This window comes from Burkholderia sp. MR1-5-21 (genome assembly GCF_053427715.1).
In genome coordinates this window covers 105820-124623 of record NZ_JBSAXD010000009.1, presented here as the reverse complement: position 1 = coordinate 124623, position 18804 = coordinate 105820, and the positions used below count along the sequence as shown (strand labels likewise).

The 18804-nt window shown below is 68.4% G+C and carries 17 protein-coding genes; 4 read left to right on the top strand and 13 right to left on the bottom strand.

From position 1 onward, the window contains the following. Window positions 1-22: 22 nt before the first annotated feature. The 3 genes from ACV229_RS14775 to ACV229_RS14765 are packed head-to-tail and all read right to left on the bottom strand — an operon-like array spanning window position 23 to window position 4552. Window positions 23-1177 carry an acyl-CoA dehydrogenase family protein gene (locus ACV229_RS14775; protein ID WP_448083862.1) on the bottom strand — a complete coding sequence of 385 codons (1155 nt, stop codon included), beginning with the start codon at window positions 1175-1177 and terminating at the stop codon, window positions 23-25. A gap of 9 nt (window positions 1178-1186) precedes the next feature. Continuing rightward, window positions 1187-2395, bottom strand: coding sequence for an acyl-CoA dehydrogenase family protein (locus ACV229_RS14770; protein WP_448083861.1), 1209 nt, complete (start codon window positions 2393-2395; stop codon window positions 1187-1189). A gap of 30 nt (window positions 2396-2425) precedes the next feature. After that, on the bottom strand, window positions 2426-4552 hold the full coding sequence (locus ACV229_RS14765) for a 3-hydroxyacyl-CoA dehydrogenase NAD-binding domain-containing protein (RefSeq protein ID WP_448083860.1): 2127 nt from the start codon (window positions 4550-4552) through the stop codon (window positions 2426-2428). 225 nt (window positions 4553-4777) lie between these two features. Between ACV229_RS14765 and ACV229_RS14760 the strand changes: the two genes are divergently transcribed. Next, window positions 4778-5740, top strand: coding sequence for a LysR family transcriptional regulator (locus ACV229_RS14760; protein ID WP_448083859.1), 963 nt, complete (start codon window positions 4778-4780; stop codon window positions 5738-5740). Window positions 5741-5884: 144 nt separating this feature from the next. Continuing rightward, window positions 5885-7756, top strand: a complete 1872-nt coding sequence (gene ggt, locus ACV229_RS14755; RefSeq protein ID WP_448083858.1) for a gamma-glutamyltransferase — start codon at window positions 5885-5887, stop codon at window positions 7754-7756. An 18-nt stretch (window positions 7757-7774) separates the two neighbouring features. On the opposite strand, the gene ACV229_RS14750 is transcribed toward ggt, so the two are convergent. Genes ACV229_RS14750 through tauA form a run of 3 tightly spaced genes read right to left on the bottom strand, consistent with a single transcriptional unit; the run spans window position 7775 to window position 10599 of the window. Beyond that, entirely contained in the window at window positions 7775-8761 is a 987-nt protein-coding gene (locus ACV229_RS14750) for an ABC transporter permease subunit (RefSeq protein ID WP_448083857.1), read from the bottom strand. Next, window positions 8758-9555 (bottom strand): taurine ABC transporter ATP-binding protein, encoded by a 798-nt coding sequence (locus ACV229_RS14745; RefSeq protein WP_448083856.1) that lies wholly within the window; start codon window positions 9553-9555, stop codon window positions 8758-8760. Before ACV229_RS14745 ends, ACV229_RS14750 begins: the two co-directional genes overlap by 4 nt. Window positions 9556-9582: 27 nt before the next feature. Then, entirely contained in the window at window positions 9583-10599 is a 1017-nt protein-coding gene (gene tauA, locus ACV229_RS14740) for a taurine ABC transporter substrate-binding protein (RefSeq protein WP_448083855.1), read from the bottom strand. A gap of 557 nt (window positions 10600-11156) precedes the next feature. Between tauA and ACV229_RS14735 the strand changes: the two genes are divergently transcribed. Then, entirely contained in the window at window positions 11157-11777 is a 621-nt protein-coding gene (locus tag ACV229_RS14735) for a hypothetical protein (RefSeq protein ID WP_448083854.1), read from the top strand. A 57-nt stretch (window positions 11778-11834) separates the two neighbouring features. Here the strand turns inward: ACV229_RS14735 and lipA are convergent, their stop codons facing one another. The 3 genes from lipA to ACV229_RS14720 form a co-directional block, all read right to left on the bottom strand. After that, entirely contained in the window at window positions 11835-12827 is a 993-nt protein-coding gene (gene lipA / locus ACV229_RS14730) for a lipoyl synthase (RefSeq protein ID WP_448083853.1), read from the bottom strand. Beyond that, entirely contained in the window at window positions 12820-13575 is a 756-nt protein-coding gene (gene lipB, locus ACV229_RS14725) for a lipoyl(octanoyl) transferase LipB (protein ID WP_448083852.1), read from the bottom strand. Before lipB ends, lipA begins: the two co-directional genes overlap by 8 nt. An 80-nt stretch (window positions 13576-13655) precedes the next feature. Then, complete coding sequence (locus tag ACV229_RS14720) at window positions 13656-13982, bottom strand: DUF2917 domain-containing protein (RefSeq protein ID WP_448083851.1); 327 nt, start codon at window positions 13980-13982, stop codon at window positions 13656-13658. Between the two features lie 102 nt (window positions 13983-14084). Here ACV229_RS14720 and ACV229_RS14715 point away from each other — a divergent pair, with 102 nt between their 5' ends. Then, a complete protein-coding gene (locus ACV229_RS14715; RefSeq protein WP_448083850.1) occupies window positions 14085-15026 on the top strand; it encodes a transcriptional regulator GcvA in 942 nt (313 codons plus the stop codon). Between the two features lie 64 nt (window positions 15027-15090). On the opposite strand, the gene ACV229_RS14710 is transcribed toward ACV229_RS14715, so the two are convergent. The 4 genes from ACV229_RS14710 to ACV229_RS14695 form a co-directional block, all read right to left on the bottom strand. Next, the gene (locus tag ACV229_RS14710; protein ID WP_010090550.1) at window positions 15091-15399 is read right to left on the bottom strand and encodes an HP0495 family protein; all 309 of its coding nucleotides are present in this window, start codon (window positions 15397-15399) and stop codon (window positions 15091-15093) included. Then, window positions 15399-16325, bottom strand: coding sequence for a D-amino acid aminotransferase (locus ACV229_RS14705; RefSeq protein ID WP_448083849.1), 927 nt, complete (start codon window positions 16323-16325; stop codon window positions 15399-15401). Before ACV229_RS14705 ends, ACV229_RS14710 begins: the two co-directional genes overlap by 1 nt. A 49-nt stretch (window positions 16326-16374) precedes the next feature. Next, complete coding sequence (locus ACV229_RS14700) at window positions 16375-17691, bottom strand: D-alanyl-D-alanine carboxypeptidase family protein (RefSeq protein ID WP_448083848.1); 1317 nt, start codon at window positions 17689-17691, stop codon at window positions 16375-16377. A 454-nt stretch (window positions 17692-18145) separates the two neighbouring features. Then, window positions 18146-18790 (bottom strand): alpha/beta hydrolase, encoded by a 645-nt coding sequence (locus tag ACV229_RS14695; RefSeq protein WP_448083847.1) that lies wholly within the window; start codon window positions 18788-18790, stop codon window positions 18146-18148. Window positions 18791-18804 lie beyond the last annotated feature (14 nt).

Below are 18804 nucleotides of genomic sequence, written 5' to 3'. Positions count from 1 at the left end.
CGTCGTCTCCTCCGTCTTCGATTTATTGCTTCGACAATGCGATGTAACGCGCGAGGTGATGGTCCTCGTCGCCGAGCTGGTGATCGATCATCACGAGGCGCTTCGCGTAATGCGACAGCGGCAGCTCCCACGTCATGCCGATCCCGCCATGAAGCTGGATGCTCTCCTCCGCGACGAGCGTGCCGATCCGGCCGATGCTGTACTTGGCCGCGGCGAGCGCGCGTTCGCGCACGACCCGCGGCGCATCGAGCTGCGCGGCCGCGTTGATCACCGCCGAGCGCGCCTGCTCGACCTCGAGCAGCAGGTCGGCCATCCGGTGCTGCAGCGCCTGGAAGCTGCCGATCGGCATGCCGAACTGCTTGCGCGTGCGCAGGTAGTCGAGCGTGTGCTCCTTCGCGACGTCCATCGCGCCGAGCGCCTCCGCCGACAGCGCGAGCAGGCCGAAGCCGAGCACGCGTTCGAGCAGCGCGGCGCCTGCGTTGCTGCGCTCGTCGCCACCGGCGTGCGGATCGGCCAGCGCGGCGTCGGCCGGCAGCGCGACGCGGTCGAAGCGCACTTCCGCCGCACGGCCGCCGTCGATCTTCCGGTAATCGCGCAGCGACACGCCCGTCGCATTCGCGGGCACGACGAACAGGCCGATGCCCGCTTCATCGTCGTCGTTGCCGGCCATGCGCGCGCTGACGACGAAGAACGCTGCCTGCGCGGCCTGGTCGACGACACCCTTCGCGCCTGTCAGCACCCAGCCGTCGCCATGTCGTTCCGCGCGCGTGCGCACCGTCGTCAGTTCATAGTGCGAGCCCGGCTCGTCGTGCGCGAATGCGGCGCTCGCACGGCCGTCGATCAGCGCGGCGAGCCTGTCGCGATGCGCGTCGCCGCCGGCAAGCGCGAGCGCACGGCCCGCGAGCAGCGCGCCGAGGAACGGCTCGACGACGAGCCCGCGCCCGAGACACTCGAACACGACCGCGATGTCGAAGCCGGCGCCGCCGAAGCCGCCGTCGGCCTCCGGAAACAGCGCGCCGATCGCGCCGAGTTCGGCGAAGCGTTCCCACATCGTCCGGTCGAAGCCTTCCGCCGATTGCGCGATGCGGTCGCGCACCGGGAACGCGTATTGCTCGCCGATGAAACGGTTCAAGGTATCCGCCAGCATCCGGCGGTCTTCGGTATGTCTGAAGTCCATTGCCGCTCCTTACAGCCCGAGCATCATCTTCGCGATGATGTTCTTCTGGATCTCGTTCGAGCCGCCGAAAATCGACAGCTTGCGGTTGTTGAAGTACTGAAGCGCGGCACTCGCGGCCTCTTCCGGCCCGACCGGCTCGCCGTCGTCATCGGCATCGAGCGCCTCTTCGACGAACGGCTGCGCGTACGGCCCCATCGCGCGCCGCATCAGCGACGTGATTTCCTGGCGGATCTGCGTGCCGCGGATCTTCAGCATCGAGCTTTCCGCGCCCGGCACGCCGCCGCCCGCGACCGCGGCCAGCACCCGCAGGTTGGTGGTCTTCATGTTGTCGAGCTCGATCTCGACGCGCGCGACGCGCGCCGCGAAGTACGGATCGTCGGCGAGCGGCCGGCCGTTCTTCCTCACCTTCGCGGCAACGTCACGGAGCCGGTCGAGCGCGGCCGTCGAGAAACCGACGCCCGCGATGTTCGTGCGCTCGTAGGTCAGCAGGTATTTCGCATAGGTCCAGCCGCGGTTCTCCTCGCCGACGAGGTTCTCGGCCGGCACGCGCACGTCGGTGAAGAACACCTCGTTCACCTCGTGTTCGCCGTCGAGCGTGACGATCGGGCGGACCTCGACGCCCGGCGAATTCATGTCGACCAGCAGGAAGCTGATGCCCTCCTGCTTGCGCACGTCGGTCGCGGTGCGCACGAGGCAGAAGATCATGTTCGCGTAGTGGCCGAGCGTGGTCCACGTCTTCTGGCCGTTGACGACGTAGTGGTCGCCCTGCGCGTCGATGCCCCGCACCGCGTTCGTCTTCACCGACGCGAGGTCGGAACCCGCGCCCGGTTCCGAGTAGCCCTGGCACCACCAGTCGGTGCCGTCGAGGATGCGCGGCAGCCAGTGGCGCTTCTGCGCTTCGTTGCCGTACTTGATCAGCACCGGGCCGAGCATGTTCACGCCGAACGGCACGATGCGCGGCGCCCCCGCGAGTGCACACTCGTTGTCGAACAGGAACTTCTGCGCGACGCTCCAGCCGGGGCCGCCGTATTCGCTCGGCCAGTGGCTCGCGAGCCAGCCGCGCGCGTTGAGGATCGCGTGCCATTCGCGCATGTCGTCGCGCGTCAGGTGCAGGCCGCCCTTCACCTTGCGCGACATGCGCTCGGGCAGCTGTTCTTGCAGGAAGCGCTGCACTTCGATGCGGAATGCTTCCTCTTCGGGAGTGAAATTGAGATCCATTGGGTATCCGTAACGAATTCGGGACGACGTTCAGTCGAGATGGTTCAGGCTCGCGAAGTCCGCACCGCGCTCGACGAGTTCGACGATGAGCGGCGACGGCTTCCAGAACAGCGGATCTTCCTTCGCGAACGCGCGGATGTCGGCCAGCACGTTCGCGAGGCCGACCGTGTCCGCGTAGTGCATCGGGCCGCCGCGATAGCGCGGGAAGCCGTAGCCGTGCAGGAACACCGCGTCGACGTCGAGCGGGCGCAGCGCGATCTTCTCGTGCACGACGTTCGCGCCTTCGTTGATCATCGCGGCGAGATAACGGCGCAGGATTTCGTCGTCGGTGAACGTGCGCGGCGCAATGCCCTTCTTCGCGCGCTCGTCGGCGACGATCGCGTCGACTTCCGGATCCGGCGTGCCGGTACGTGCGCCGTCCGGATACAGGTAGTAGCCGCGCCCCGTCTTCTGGCCGAACCAGCCGCGCTCGCACAGCCGATCGGAAATCCCGACATAGCGGGCGCGCGGATCGCGCGTCGCCGCGCGGCGCTTGCGGGTCGCCCAGCCGATGTCGCCGCCCGCGAGGTCGACGACCTGGAACGGCCCCATCGGGAAGCCGAACGCGCGCACCGCGCTGTCGATCTGGTACGGCGACGCGCCGTCCTCCATCAGGTAGTCGGCCGCGGTGCGATAGACGGCGAGGATGCGGTTGCCGATGAAGCCGTCGCACACGCCCGCGCGCACCGGCGTCTTCTTCAGCTTCTTCGCGAGCTCGAACGCGGTCGCGACGACGTCGGGGCTCACGCGCGCCGGCACGACGATCTCGAGCAGCTTCATGATGTTGGCCGGCGAGAAGAAATGCAGGCCGATCACGTCGGACGACCGGTCGATGCTCTCGGCGATCCGGTCGATGTCCAGATACGACGTATTGGTCGCGAGCACCGCGTCCGGCTTGCACGCACGCGCGAGATCGGCGAACACCGCCTGCTTGACGGCCAGGTCCTCGAACACGGCCTCGATCACGACGTCGGCCTGCGCGAGCGCGTCGTACGACGTGCTGCCCTTGAAGCGCGCCAACCGCGCCGCGTGCGCGGCGGGCGTCATCCGGCCTTTCACGACGAGGCCGTCGTACACCTTCTCGACGTGCGCGCGGCCGCGTGCGAGCGACGCGTCGTCGCGCTCGATCATCGTCACCGGCAGCCCCGCGTCGAGGGCGGCTACCGCAATGCCCGCGCCCATCGTGCCGCCGCCGACCACGCCGATCCGCTCGACCGGCCGCGCGTGCGCGCCGCGCGCCTCGGGCACCTTCGCCGCTTCGCGCTCCGCGAAGAATGCGTGCACGAGACCCGCGCGCTGCGGGCTGTCGATGCATTGCAGGAACAGGCTGCGCTCGAGCTTCATCCCCGTGTCGAACGACTGCGTGAGCGCGGCCTCGACCGCATCGACGATCTTCGCCGGTGAGAACAGCCCGCGCGACTTCTTCACGATGTCGGCGCGCGCCGCGTCGATCGCGGCCTGCGCGGCCGCGCGGTCCGCGAGCCCCTGCGCGTCGCGGGTACGCCGCGCGCCCGCGCCGAGCGACAGCAGTTCCTGCACGTAGGCGAGCCCTTCGGCCAGCGTGTCGTCGCTGTGCGCGAGACGGTCGACGAGGCCGAGCGCGAGCGCCTCGTCCGCGCTCGCGTGGCGGCCGGACAGCATCAGGTCGAGCGCGGCCTTCGCGCCGATCAGCCGCGGCGCGCGCTGCGTGCCGCCCGCGCCGGGCAACAGGCCGAGCGTCACTTCGGGCAGCCCGAGCTTCGCGCCGGGCACCGCGAGCCGGTAATGCGCGGCGAGCGCGACCTCGAGACCGCCGCCGAGCGTCGCGCCGTGCAGCGCGGCCACGACCGGCTTCGCGCTCGATTCGATCCGCTCGCACACGTCCGGCAGCGAAGGCGGCACCGGCGGCTTGCCGAACTCGCGGATGTCGGCGCCCGCGATGAAGTTGCGCCCCGCGCCGACGAGCAGCACCGCGTGGATCGCGGGGTCGCGCTGCGCGGCGTCGACCGCGTCGGCGAGGCCGAGCCGCACGTCGGCGGACAGCGCGTTGACGGGCGGATGGTCGATCGTGACGACGAGCACCTTGTCGCGCCGTTCGCGCGTGACCGTGCCGGTTTCGGAAGAGGTGGGTGAGTTCATCGTGTCTCCGGTGCCACGCAAAGCTGTCGACCGGACCTGGCGCTTCGGCGCTCGGTTCGGTCCCATGCAAGGCGGGAAAAGTCTCCGGCCAGGTGCCGGGTATGACTCGATTCTCGATTGATCGAGATTCATTGACAATTCCGACGGCTTTTTACAAGCTGTCAAAACTCATTTGACACTGGATATTGTCAGACCGTTGAAGCGGCCTGGCGGGAGACACCGGCAATGGACCTGAACGCGCTGACGCTGCTGGTCGAGATCCTCGACGCGGGCAATCTCAGCAAGGCCGCGCAGCGGCTGAAAATGAGCCGCGCGAACGTCAGCTACCGGCTGAACCAGCTCGAGCGCTCGATCGGTCAGCAGCTCGTGCGGCGCACGACGCGCCGCATCGAGCCGACCGAGATCGGCCTGAAGCTGTACGAGCATGGCCGGCGCATCCGCAACGAGCTGCTCGCCGCGCAGGAATCGGTGACGACGCTCGGCCAGGACCTGCAGGGCCGCGTGCGGTTGTCGGTGCCGAGCGGCTACGGGCAGCTCGTGATGTCCGAGTGGCTGATCGCATTCAAGCGCCTCTATCCGGGCATCGTGCTCGACGTCGTGTTCGAGAACCGCGTCGAGGACCTGCTGCGCGACGAGGTCGACATCGCAATCCGCGTGATGTCCGAGCCGCCGCAGAACCTCGTCGCGCGCGACATGGGCGCGGTGCGCTACGTCGCGTGCGCGTCCCCCGCGTTCGCCGCCGCGCACGGGATGCCGGCCGGGCTCGACGCGCTGCGCGACGCGCCCGTGATCACGGCGACCGTGATCAACCGGCAGTTGCGGATCGCCGCGTATCTCGGCGACGAGCGCCATGAGGTGCTGCTCGAGCCGACGGTGATCTCCGAGAACTTCCTGTTCCTGCGGCAGGCGATCCTCGCGGGGCTCGGCGTCGGCATCGTGCCGGACTACGTCGTGCACGACGACGTGCGGCGCGGCGCAGTCGTCACGTCGCTCGACGCGTACCGGCTGTCCATCTTCGGCACGCACATGTACATGCTCTACATGCCGAACCGGCACCACACGCGCGCGACCGCGACGTTCATAGAGTTCATCCTCGAACAGGCCGGGAAGACCGGCCGGGGCGGGCCGGACGCGCTGCGTCAGGGTTTCCGGTCGGATGACAATCGGCTTGCGGCGCGGCGACAATAGCGCGCCGGAGCGACTGGCGGGAAACGGCCGCCGGACGCGGGATGCCCGGCGTCCACGGCCGGCTGGTTGAGGTTGGACGTGCGTTGGACGTGCGTCGCCGGTTACCCGTCGCTCCATTTCATATTCACTGCTGCCGAGGGTTCAATGTCCGACCGGATTCGTCCGCGCCCGCGTTCGTGGGCGTTGTTCGCCGCCGCTGCACTCGTCGCGTTCAATGCCGCCTGCACGTCCCCCGCCCCGCTCGCGGGCGCGGCGGCCGCCGCGCCGGCCGCCGCTTCCGGCACGCTCGCGCCGGCCGTGCATGCGCCCGAACTGTCGTCGGGCTGGACCGACAAGCCGGGCTGGACCGCGCAGCGCTACATGATCGCCGCCGCGAACCCGCTCGCGGCGCAGGCCGGCTACGAGATGCTGAAGGCGGGCGGCACCGCGATCGACGCGGCGATCGCGACGCAGATGGTGCTCGCGCTCGTCGAGCCGCAATCGTCGGGCCTCGGCGGCGGCGCGTTCATGCTGTACTTCGACGGCAAGGCGACGCAGGCGTACGACGGCCGCGAGACCGCACCGGCCGCCGCGACCGAGCGCCTGTTCTACGGCCCGACCGGCCAGCCGATGAGCTTCTACGAAGGTGTCGTCGGCGGACGCTCGGTCGGCACGCCGGGCGTGCTGCGGATGCTCGACATGGCCCACCGCGCGCACGGCAAGCTGCCGTGGCGGCGGCTGTTCCAGCCGGCGATCCGGCTGGCCGAGCACGGCTTCACGATCAGCCCGCGGCTCGCGATGCTGATCGCGAACGACCCGTACCTGATGAAGGATCCCGTCGCGCGCGCGTACTTCTACAACAAGGACGGCACGCCGAAGCCGGCCGGCACGATCCTGAAGAACCCGCCGCTCGCGGTCGTGCTGCGCCAGGTCGCGGACCACGGCGCGAACGCGTTCTACTCGGGCGCGATCGCGCGCGACATCGTCGCGAAGGTGCGCAAGCACCCGACCAACCCGGGCCTGCTGTCGCTGCAGGATCTTGCGCACTACAAGGCGAAGGTGCGCGAGCCGCTGTGCACCGACTACCGGCGCTCGGTCGTCTGCGGGATGCCGCCGCCGTCGTCGGGCGGCCTCGCGATCGCGCAGATGCTCGGCATCCTCGACGCGATGCCCGACTGGCAGCAAATCGGTGCGCAGAAGCCTGTGCGCAACGACGTCGGCTTCGAGCCGACGCCGTTCGCCGCGCACGTGTTCAGCGAGGCGGGCCGCCTCGCGTACGCGGACCGCGCGCGCTATGTCGCCGATCCGGACTACGTGCCGCTGCCGGGCGGCAACTGGGCGAGCCTCACCGACAAAACCTATCTCGCGCAGCGCGCGCACCTGATCGGCAACGGCAGCATGGGCACCGCGCAGGCCGGCATGCCGCAGGGGGCGACGGCCGTGATGGCCGACGACCGCAGCCCCGAGCTGCCGTCGACATCCGACATCGCGATCGTCGACCGCTACGGCCAGGCGCTGTCGATGACGACGAGCGTCGAGGATGCGTTCGGCTCGCGGATGATGGTGCGCGGCTTCCTGCTGAACAACCAGCTCACCGACTTCTCGTTCGTATCGAGCGAGAACGGCCGGCCGGTCGCGAACCGCGTGCAGCCCGGCAAGCGGCCGCGCTCGGCGATGGCGCCGGAGCTCGTGTTCGACAAGAAGACGAAGCAGGTCACGATGATCGTCGGCTCCGCGGGCGGGCCGGCAATCATCAACCACGTTGCGAAGACGCTGATCGGCGTGCTCGACTGGGGGATGACGATGCAGCAGGCGATCGCGCTGCCGAATTTCGGCTCGATGAACGGGCCGACGCAGCTCGAGCGCGGCCGCGTGTCGGATACGCTCGTCGATGCGTTGAAGAGCCGCGGACACGACGTGCAGGTCGTCGAGATGAACTCCGGACTGCAGGGGATCCAGCGGCTGAACGTCGAGGGCCGCACGGTCTGGTTCGGCGGCGCGGATCCGCGGCGCGAAGGGATTGCGATGGGGGATTGAGCGGGCGGCCGCTCCGGCTCACCCCCGCCCCTTCCACGGCACGACCCGCCGCTCGACCCAGCGCATCCCGAGATCGAACAGCCACGCAATCGCGCCGATGATCAGGATCCCCATCACGACGATGTCCGTGCGGAGGAAGCTCGACGCGTTGAGCACCATCTGCCCGAGCCCGGCCGTCGCGGCGACCATCTCGGCCGCGACGAGCGTCGTCCAGCCGAAGCCGATCGCGATCCGCAGGCCCGTCAGGATCTCCGGCAGCGCGGCCGGCAGCACGACGTGCCGTACGATCTGCGCGAAGCTGCCGCCGAGCGAATACGCGGCGTTGATCTGCTCGACCGTCGCCGCGCGCACGCCGGCGCGCGCGGCCATCGCGATCGGCGCGAAGCATGCGAGGAAAATCACGACGAGCTTCGCCGTCTCGTCGATGCCGAACCAGATCACGACGAGCGGCAGGTACGCGAGCGGCGGCAGCGGCCGGTAGAACTCCAGCAGCGGATCGAGCACGCCGCGCGCGACGCGGCTCACGCCCATCAGGATGCCGGCCGGCACGCCGATCGCGGTCGCGAGCAGGAATGCGCCGAACACGCGCGCAGCGCTCCACAGCAGATGCTCGGACAGCGGCAGGCCACCCTGGATGCGGCCGTGCCACGCGTCGACGAACGCCGCCCAGACGGCTTCCGGCGCGGGCAGGAACAGCGGCGGCAGCCACTGCCGATGCGTCGCGACCCACCACAGCACGACCAGCGCCGCGACCGTCGCCGCGCTCAGCCCCGCCGTCTTCCCCTGCCCCGGCAACCGGTAGCGGCGCGATGGGAGCGAAGGGTGCGATGCGCGCGCGGAGTGCGCTGCCCCCTGACGCCGCGTCGTGCGATCGCCCTGCTCGAAACCCGCGGCCGCGCGATCGGCCGCCCACGAATCCTGCGTGCTCATGCTGTCCTGCCTGTGCAAAATGCTGATCCGACCGCGCCCGACGGACGCGCCCTGCCGCGCCAGCTCGCGCGTCACGCGGCTTCCCCGACGGCTTCGTCGCGATGCAGATACGCGATCAGCCGTTCGCGCCACGCGATGAAATCGGGTGACGACTTCACCACGCGCGCATCGCGCGATTCGACGTAGCGGCGCGCGAACGGCAAGTCGAAAGTCTCCGCGATCCGGCCGGGGCCCGGCGTCATCACGACGAGACGCGTCGCGAGGAACAGCGCCTCCTCGACGTCATGCGTGATGAAGAACACCGTCTTGCCCGTGCGCGCCCATACGTCGAGCACGAGCGCCTGCATCGTGCCGCGCGTCATCGCGTCGAGCGCGCCCATCGGCTCGTCCATCAGCAGCACGTGCGGATCGCTCGCGAGCGCGCGTGCGATGCCGACGCGTTGCTGCATCCCGCCCGACAGCTCGTACGTGCGCGCATGCGCATGGCGCTCGAGCCCGACGAGCGCGAGCATCTCGCGCGCGCGTTGCGTGCGCTCGGCCTTGGGCACACGCGCGAAACGCAGCCCGAGCGCGACGTTGTCGAGCACGTCGAGCCACGGCAGCAGCGCGTACTTCTGGAACACGACGCCGCGATCCGCGCCGGGGCCCGTCACGGGCACGCCGTCGACCCGCACGTCGCCGGTCGTCGGCGCGACGAAGCCGGCCATGCAGTTCAGCAAGGTCGTCTTGCCGCAGCCGGACGCGCCGAGCGCGACGACGAATTCACCCGATTCGAGCGTCAGGTCGACCTGCGCGAGCGCCTGCGTCGTCGGACGCCGGCGCTCGCCCGGATAGGCGACCGATACCTGACGGACTTCCAGCGTGCTCATGTCGTCCTCCGCCATGCGTCGCCGCGCTCAGCGCGCGGCCTTCTGCACGAACTGCGGATCGACGCCGACCGAGTAGTCGGCGAGCACCGTCTGGATCGTGCCCTGCGTCTTCAGGAACGCGGCCGTCGCAGCGAGCGACTTCGCGGCGCCCGATTGCGCGCCGCCGCCGAGCCACGTCGGCGATGCCTGCTCGGCCGGCGTCGGGAACGCGTAGAGCGCGAGGCTCGCCGGCACGTCCTGCGCGTTCGCGCCGGACACCTTCGCGATGGCCGCGACCTGCGCCGTACCGACCGTCCATGCGGCGGCGTGCGCGCGGTAATCGGCGTCGGCGGCGGCGAGCACCTTCACGAAGCGCGTGACGAACTCGGGGTTGTCGCGCGCGAACTTGCGGCTCACGACGAAGCCGTCGAACGTCGCCTTGCCGCTTTGCTTCGCGACCTGCCCCGACGTCGTCAGCACCGTGCCCGACTGCTTGACCTTCGCGAGCACGGGATCCCAGATGTAGGTCGCGTCGATGTCGCCGCGCGTCCATGCAGCCGCGACTTCGGGCGGACGCAGGTTGACGATCTTCACGTCGTTCGGATTGACGCCCGCGGCCTGCAGCGCGACGAGCGTATGGAAGTGCGACGTCGACACGAACGGCACGCCGATCTTCTTGCCCTTCAGCCCCGCGACGCTCGTCACGCCCGAACCGTTGCGCGCGACGAGGGCCTCGGCGTCGTTGATGTTGTCGAGCACCCAGAACAGCGAGATGTCGAGCCCCTGCGACAGGCCGGCCGCGATCGGGCTCGAGCCCGCCTCGCCGAGCTGCACCGAGCCCGACGCGAGCGCGCGGATCACGTCCGCGCCGCTGTCGAGCTTGCGGAACGTGACCTTGTAGCCGGTCGCCTTCTCGACTTCACCGCTCGCCTGCGCGTAGCGCCACGGCACGACCATGTCCTGGTACGCGATCACGACTTCGCGCGATTCGGCGTGCGCCGCGCCGAGCGCGGCAAAGGCGGTCAGCGCGACGACCGCGCGGCGGATGAAGCTGAAACGGGACATGCGGCTCTCCTTCGGAATGCGGGCCTTGCTGCGGGAGAGCCGACTATAGGAGGTTTGCGCGCGGCGGGAGCGAACTTATCCTGCGAAGCTATCGACGCCGTTTCAGCTTTGCTTTCCACGCCGGATTGGATCGCGCGTCCGGTCGGGTGGCAATTGTCGTGCGCAAGCCGCCTCTGGCGGAACGGCATGTGTCGACGATGAATCAATCCGCCCGCCCCCCCTGGACACACACCAGGCGCGGGTCCGGGCGCCCCTTCTGCCAGGACGTAGCCTGGTCGAGCGACATCACGAATCAAATTCGCAACATTCCGCCGGCCGCGTCGCCGCCGGACGCACCACCGGCGGGCCGAGAGCGGCATTTTTGCTGGCCCGGCCCGATATATGCAGCGCCCCGGAAGCTCGTGTCTCGCGCTCGTCCGCTCGCGGACGAACGTTGCGATACCCCGGAATGCGGATGTCCTGAGCCATGCCTGACCGTCGCGGCGCTCGTCGGATGGTCGATTGGCACCCGGGCAAGCCAATCCGCCGGCAGAAGAGCGAAACCGGAGGCGTGTCTCGTGATAAGTCCTCATCTGGCCAGTCTGCGCGCCAGGATCAAACATGCGTTGGGTCGGCTGGTTCCAGCAGCGTTTGCCATCACGCTTCTGACTTCATCCCTTCGCGCAGATTCGCAGGCGAGCCAGCCCTCATTCAGCCGGGTCTCCGCAACCGCGTATGGCACGGTTCTCGATTCGTGCGGCGTGACTCAGACAGCCGTCACCATCTCGACCTTTGGTACGACAGACTTCAAGAATGCATCCAATGCCGCAGCTTCGGTCGTCGTCTATCGCTTTGATCGTTGCAAACGCTCGCCCGTCTTCGCTTACGGCGCTTCACGGCGATGTGATCTTTCAGTCGGGGCGGCCGACGGCAGCCGATGGCCGGAATCCGTGACGGTCTCGGGACAGTTGCCGCTGAGCGTATTTACTTCGAGCGGCAATCGCCGGGACGCCGCGACGTTCGAGTTGACCTTGCATCTGGTCAACGCGCCGCCGGAACACGGCGACGACAATCAGACCGGCACTGCGGGCAACGGCCTGTACGACTACAGTGTCGACACAACCGGTGCAATGACGCTGCCTGCGTTGGGGCTGCGGTCATTTCCGTTGCCGAATGGCCAAATGAAGTTTGAAAGATGAAAAAAAGCCCGCACACTGCGGGCTTTTCCAGGCTCGTCCGACGACGAAGCGAGACGTTCAGACCACGCCGGCCCCATGCGCCTGCAAATCGGCGTGATAGCTCGAGCGCACCATCGCGCCGACGGCCGCGTGCGTGAAGCCCATCTTGTACGCCTCTTCCTCGTACATCTTGAAGGTATCCGGATGCACGTACGCGCGCACCGGCAGGTGGTGCTCGGACGGCTGCAGGTACTGGCCGATCGTCAGCATGTCGACGTCGTGCGCGCGCAGGTCGCGCATCACCTGCAGGATTTCCTCCTCGGTCTCGCCGAGGCCGACCATCAGGCCCGACTTCGTCGCGACGTTCGGATGCAGCGCCTTGAAGTCCTTCAGCAGCTTCAGCGAGTGCGCGTAGTCCGAACCCGGGCGCGCTTCCTTGTACAGGCGCGGCACCGTTTCGAGGTTGTGGTTCATCACGTCGGGCGGCGCGGCATTCAGGATCGAGATCGCGCGGTCGAGGCGGCCGCGGAAGTCCGGCGTCAGGATCTCGATGCGGGTCTCGGGCGACTGCTCGCGCGTTTCGCGGATGCACTCGACGAAGTGGGCGGCGCCGCCGTCGCGCAGGTCGTCGCGGTCGACGCTCGTGATCACCACGTACTTGAGCTTCAGCGCGGCGATCGTGCGCGCGAGGTTCTTCGGCTCGTCCGCGTCGAGCGGATCGGGGCGGCCGTGGCCGACGTCGCAGAACGGGCAGCGGCGCGTGCACTTGTCGCCCATGATCATGAACGTCGCGGTGCCCTTGCCGAAGCATTCGCCGATGTTCGGGCAGCTCGCTTCCTCGCACACGGTGTGCAGGTTGTGCTCGCGCAGGATCGTCTTGATCTCGTTGAAGCGCGAGCTGCCGGTGGCCGCCTTCACGCGGATCCACTCGGGCTTCTTCAGCCGCTCGATCGGAACGACCTTGATCGGGATGCGCGCCGTCTTCGCCTGCGCCTTCTGCTTGGCGGTCGGATCGTAGGCAGGGGTCGCGGCCGGGTCGGCCGGTGCGGGGGAAGCGGTAACGTCAGTCATTCGAATGTTCCAGTGCCTGCGGCTTGTCGGCGGCCGCGGATTCGCCATCGAGGTTGGCAATCAGACGGCCCACCAGCGTGTGGGCGACGTCGTTCCAGTCGGCGGCAACCTCGAGGCTCGCCATGTCGACGGTTTCCAGTCCGGCATAGCCGCACGGGTTGATCGCGAGAAACGGACGCAGATCCATTTTCACGTTCAGGCTCAGCCCGTGATAGCTGCAGCCGTTGCGGATCTTCAGGCCGAGGGCCGCGATCTTCGCGCCTTCGTGCACGCCGGATGCCACGTAGATCCCCGGCGCGCCCGCCTTGCGGACCGAAGCGAGATTATACGCCGCGAGGGTTTCGATCACGGCCTCCTCGATCTTCGTCACGAGCGTGCGCACCATCAGCTTGCGCCGGCGCAAGTCGAGCAGCAGGTACGCGACGATCTGGCCGGGGCCGTGGTAGGTGATCTGCCCGCCGCGGTCGACCCTGACGAGCGGCACGCCGCTGTCGGCCACCAGCAGGTGGGCCGGGTCGCCCGCCTGGCCGAGCGTGTAGACGGGCGGATGCTCGACGACCCAGATCTCGTCGCCGGTGTCGGCCGTGCGCGTGTCGGTGAACGCGCGCATCGCGTCGAAGCTCGCCTCGTACGGCTCGACGCCGCGCCAGCGCACCGTGACCGGCTGGGCCGGCTGGACCGAAAGGGCGGCGGGCGAATCGGGAACGGCGGCAGGCGTGGACACAATGGAAACCGGCGAGACGGACATGGGCGGTAGTTTACCGAAAACCCATGGGTCTCGCCGGGCACGGAAAGGGACGGATCGCTGATCGGCCCGTTGCGAGGCGCTCAGACGGTGCGCCAGCCATCGTGGAACAGCGCCGCGACGCGCTCGCGCAGGCGCGAGAGGCTGGTCAGCGCGACTTCCTTCGGCGGCCGCGCGACCGAGAACGCGACGCACGCGCTCTGCCCGCCCTCCGCGCTCAGCCACAGCCGCTCGCCGCGGCGCAGCTTCAGCGTCTCGCCGTCCACGAGGAAGTAGTCGTCGACGTCGTTGCTGCGCGTCGCCCAGACCGGCCCGCACTGAACCGTCAGCCGCGTGCTGCGCTGCACCTTCATCGGGACGGTTTCGCCAGGGGGGATTTCGAAGGTGACGCTTGAAGAAATTTCTTGCATGATCGGCTCCGCCAAAAAATGCTTCGATGGCTACAATCGTAGTCATCGCCGGGCGTCCGACCAAACGACCAATTTTCACGTCGATGTGAGGAAAATTAGCAAATGGACCTGCGCCAGCTCCCCCCGCTGAATGCGATTCGGGCGTTCGAGGCCGCCGCCCGCCACGAGAATTTCTCGCGCGCCGCCGACGAACTGTTCGTCACGCACGGCGCGGTCAGCCACCAGGTGCGCGGGCTCGAGGAGGAGCTCGGCGTGCAGCTGTTCGCGCGCAAAGGCAAGCGGCTCTGCCTGACCGACGCCGGCAACCGCTATGCGCAGCAGGTCCGCACCGCGCTGATGATGCTCGCCGACGCGACGCGCGATGTGCGCGCGAGCGACCGCGACCGGCGGCTCGTGATCTCGATGCTGTCGTCGTTCGCGGCGCGCTTCGTGACGCCGCGCATCGGCTCGTTCATCGAACGGCATCCGGAAATCGACGTCGAGCTGCAGTCGACGAACGCCCTCACCGATTTCGCGCGCGACGACGTCGACATCGCGATCCGCTTCGGTTTCGGCACCTATCCGGGGCTCTACGTGGAGCCGCTGCTCAACGAGGTGTTCTTCCCGGCCTGCGCGCCGACGCTGAACGGCGGCGTGCTGCCGAAGACGCCCGCGGACCTCGTCCGCTACAACCTGCTGCGCTCGGACGACGAGCTGTGGCGGCCGTGGTTCGACGCGGCGGGCCTCGACACGCTGACCGAGCCGAAGCGCGGGATCCTGTACCAGGATTCTTCGAACCTGCTGCAGGCCGCGATCGACGGCCAGGGCATCGCACTCGTACGGCGCTCGCTCGCAGTGCACGACCTGCTGCAGGGGCGCCTCGTGCGCCTGTTCGATATCGACGGACTGAGCCCGTGGAATTATTTCTTCGTGTGCCCGCCGCCGCTGTTGAGCACGCCGCGCGTGCAAGCATTCAGGACGTGGATCCTGCAGGAAGTCGCCGAATTCAAGCTGCTGTGCGACGAGCTGGACGCGCGTCGCGCGGCGGAGAAGTCCGCCGCGTGAGCGCAAAAGGAACGGAGATCAGGGCCTGTTCACGCCAATCACGGGCTTGCTCTGGCCCTAGGGGTCAGAGCACGACCTTGACCATCGGATGGCCGGTCAGCGCGCGGTAGATGTTGTCGAGCTGTTCCTGGCTCGTCGCGCGCACGGTGATCGTGAGGCCCGTGTAGTTGCCGCCGCTCGATGCGCGCTCCTCGATCTTCTCGAGGTCGATTTCGTTGTCATGGACGCTCACGACCTTGAAGATCGTGTCCTTGAACTCCGGGTGTGCCTTGCCCATGATCTTGATCGGGAAATCGCACGGGAACTCCAGCAGCGATTCCTTCCGGGTATCGATCGCGCCGGTCAGCTCGACGGTTTTGGACGGTTCGCTCATCACTTTCTCCGGGTTAGGTCAAACTGTTCAAACTCGCGCGCTTTCGCGCGTTGGTACGCGTCGTACAACGCCGCGAATACCGGGCCGGGCTTGCCGCCCTGCACCGGCAGATCGTCGAGCGACGTGACGGGCAGCACCTCCTTCGTCGCCGACGTGATCATGATTTCGTCGGCCGCGCGCAGCTCCGCTTCGCTGATTTCGCGCGCGACGAACGGAATCCCGCATTCGTCGGCCAGTTCCTCGAGCAGCGCGTAGCGGATCCCCTCGAGGATCCTGTTGCTGCGCGGCGGCGCGAGCAGCTCGCCGTTCTTCACGATCCACACGTTCGACGACGAGCCTTCGGTCAGGCAGCCGTCGCGCAGCTGCAGCGTCTCGAACGCGTCGTGCTCGACCGCGTGTTGCGCCATCAGCACGTTGCCGAGCAGCGAGATCGACTTGATGTCGCAATGCAGCCAGCGACGGTCCTCGGCAGTCACGCAGCGCACGCCGCTCGCGCGCTCGTCCGCGGACGGCACGCGCAGCGGGCTCACCATCATGAACACCGTCGGCACCGCGTCGGCCGGGAACGCGTGGCCGCGTTTCGCGACGCCCCGCGTCACCTGAATATAGACAATCGCGTCGCCGGCGCCGAGCCCTTCGGCGTTCGCGTCGACGATCTGCTCGATCAGCGCGCGCCAGCCCGCGTCGTCATGCGGATTGGCGATGCCGATCTTCTTCAGGCTGCGCTCGAGCCGCTCGAGATGCTGCGCGATCCGGAACGGCACGTGCGCGCCGTCGTGCGCGTAGACGGGCACGACTTCATACACGCCGTCGCCGAAAATGAAGCCGCGGTCGAGGACCGGCACACGCGCTTGCGCGAGCGGCACCATTTCCGTTTGCGACGAGACGCTCAGGTAGACGATCGGTTCGAATTCGGCTTGGCTCATAGCGATACAAGATGGGGATGAAGTCGTCGAAACAAAGGCCTCGGCCCGCTTACTTCTTCTTGCTGAACATCAGCAGGATCGAGTCCCAGATACGGCCGAAGATACCCGCTTCCGGCACCGCCTGCAGCGCGACGACCGGGAACTGCGACAGCGTCTTGCCGTCCGCGACGATCTTCACGCTGCCGACCTGCTGGCCCTGTGCGAGCGGCGCGATCAGCGGCGCGTTCACTTCGACTTCCGGCTTGACCTTGTCGCCGAGGCCGCGCGGCACGGTGACCCACTGGTCGCCCTGCACGCCGACCTGCACGGTGTTCTCCTTGCCCTTGTAGAGGCGCGGCGTCGAGATCGCCTGGCCGCCCTTGAACAGGCGCACCGCATCGAACGCGCTGTAGCCGTAGTTCAGCATCTTCATGCTGTCCTGCACGCGGTCGCTTTCCTTCGTCTCGCCCATCATCACCGACACGAGACGGCGCGGCGCATCCGCCGTGCCCGGCATCGCACGCTTCGCCGACGAGATCAGGCAGAAGCCCGCCGCCTGCGTGTGGCCCGTCTTCAGGCCGTCGACGCTCGGGTCGAGCCACAGCAGACGGTTGCGGTTCGGCTGCTTGATGTTGTTGTACTTGAATTCCTTCTCCGAGAAGATGCTGTAGTACTGCGGATAATCGCGGATCAGGTGCGCGGACAGCGTCGCGAGGTCGCCGGCCGTCGTGTAGTGGTTCGGGTCGGGCATGCCGTTGACGTCGGCGAAGTGCGTGCCCTTCATGCCGAGACGCTGCGCCTCGTCGTTCATCAAGTTGACGAACTGCCCTTCGCTGCCGCCGACCAGCTCGGCCAGCGCGATCGCCGCGTCGTTGCCCGACTGGATGATCATGCCGTAGACGAGGTCGTGCACCGACACCGGCTTCTCCGCCTCGATGAACATCCGCGACTCGTCGCGGCCGACGCGGCGCACCGCGGCGCTCGGCGTGACGATCTGCTCCATCGAGATCTTCTTCTTGTCGAGCGCCTCGAACACGAGGTAGGCCGTCATCAGCTTCGTCAGCGACGCCGGCTCGACACGCTCGTCCGCATTGCCCGACGCGAGCACGGTGTTGCTCGTCGCGTCGACGAGCACCCACGAGCGCGCATTGACGCCCGGCGGCGGCACCGCACCCGGCATGTAGGTCGCGGGGGCGCCGGTCGCTTCGGGCGCGGCGGCCGGCGCGGCATGCGCGGCCTTGGCCTTCGCGGCAGGCTTCGCCTCGGCGGCGACGATCGTCGACGCGAGCGCGACGGGCAGCATCACGCCGAGCGCAACGTTGCGCGCGGCGGTGCTGAAGGTGATGGAAGAAGCGAGGGTCTTGAGGCCTTGGGAGGACAAACGCATGATCGATTCAGGCTGGTGGCAGAAAGTACGGGCGCGGACCGCGCACGGTTGAATGGCAAGGCGGCGGGCGTTCCGGCCATGCGCCTGAGCGTCAGGCGATGCGAAACGCGCCGGTTGGACTCGTGCGGACGCGTTCGGTTCGCGGCCCGCGCGGCGCGTGCGCGCGAACGGCCAACCGAGCGCCGCATGGGCCCGGCCGGGCCGCGGGCGACGCGAAATCCGGCCATTATACGTGGCCGCAGCGGGCGTTTTCGTGAACGTGCCGCCGCGCGTGCGCATGCCGGTGTCGCGAGCATAACGCGACGCGGATGCGCAGGATGCCTATCGAAGGAAGACGAAAGATGCACGCAGGCGCCGTGCAAGCGCGCCGCGAAAAAAGGGGCGAAACGCCCTGCAGACGGACCGGCGCTGCGCCGCCCCGCAACGGAGCGGCGCTAGCGCCTGTTCACGCCGACTAGCGCCACGCGTCGATCACGACGCGCTTCAGCACATGCAGCTTGCGATGGAAGAAATGCTCGGCGCCGGGGATCACGACCACCGGCAGCTCCTGCGGCCGCGCCCAGTCGTAGACGGACGCGATCGGCACGGTGTCGTCGGTCTCGCCGTGGATCACGAGCGTGTTCTCCGGCACGTCGGCGACCTCCCAGCGGCTCGCGGCCGTGCCGACGAACACCATCCGCTCGATCGCCGCGCCCGCGTCGCGCAGCCGCTTCGCGACATGCGACAGCACGAAGGTGCCGAACGAGAAGCCGGCCAGCACGAGCGGCAGGTCCGCATAGCCGGGCTGCGCGCGCATGTGCGCGAGCACCGCGAGCAGGTCGTCGGCCTCGCCCGTGCCGTTGTCGTGCACGCCTTCGGTCGCGCCGACGCCGCGGAAGTTCGACCGGTAGACGACGTAGTTGAGCTGGACGAGCGTGCGCGCGAGCGTCTGCGCGACCTTGTTGTCCATCGTGCCGCCGAACAGCGGATGCGGATGCGCGACGAGCGCGATGCCGCGCGGCGCGGCGCTGCCTTCGCGCACCGGGTCCGGCACGTCGACGGCGATCTCGATCTGCCCGACCGGGCCGGCGATCAGGGATTTCTGCGTATGGATGTTCATTCGGGCCGGCTCGC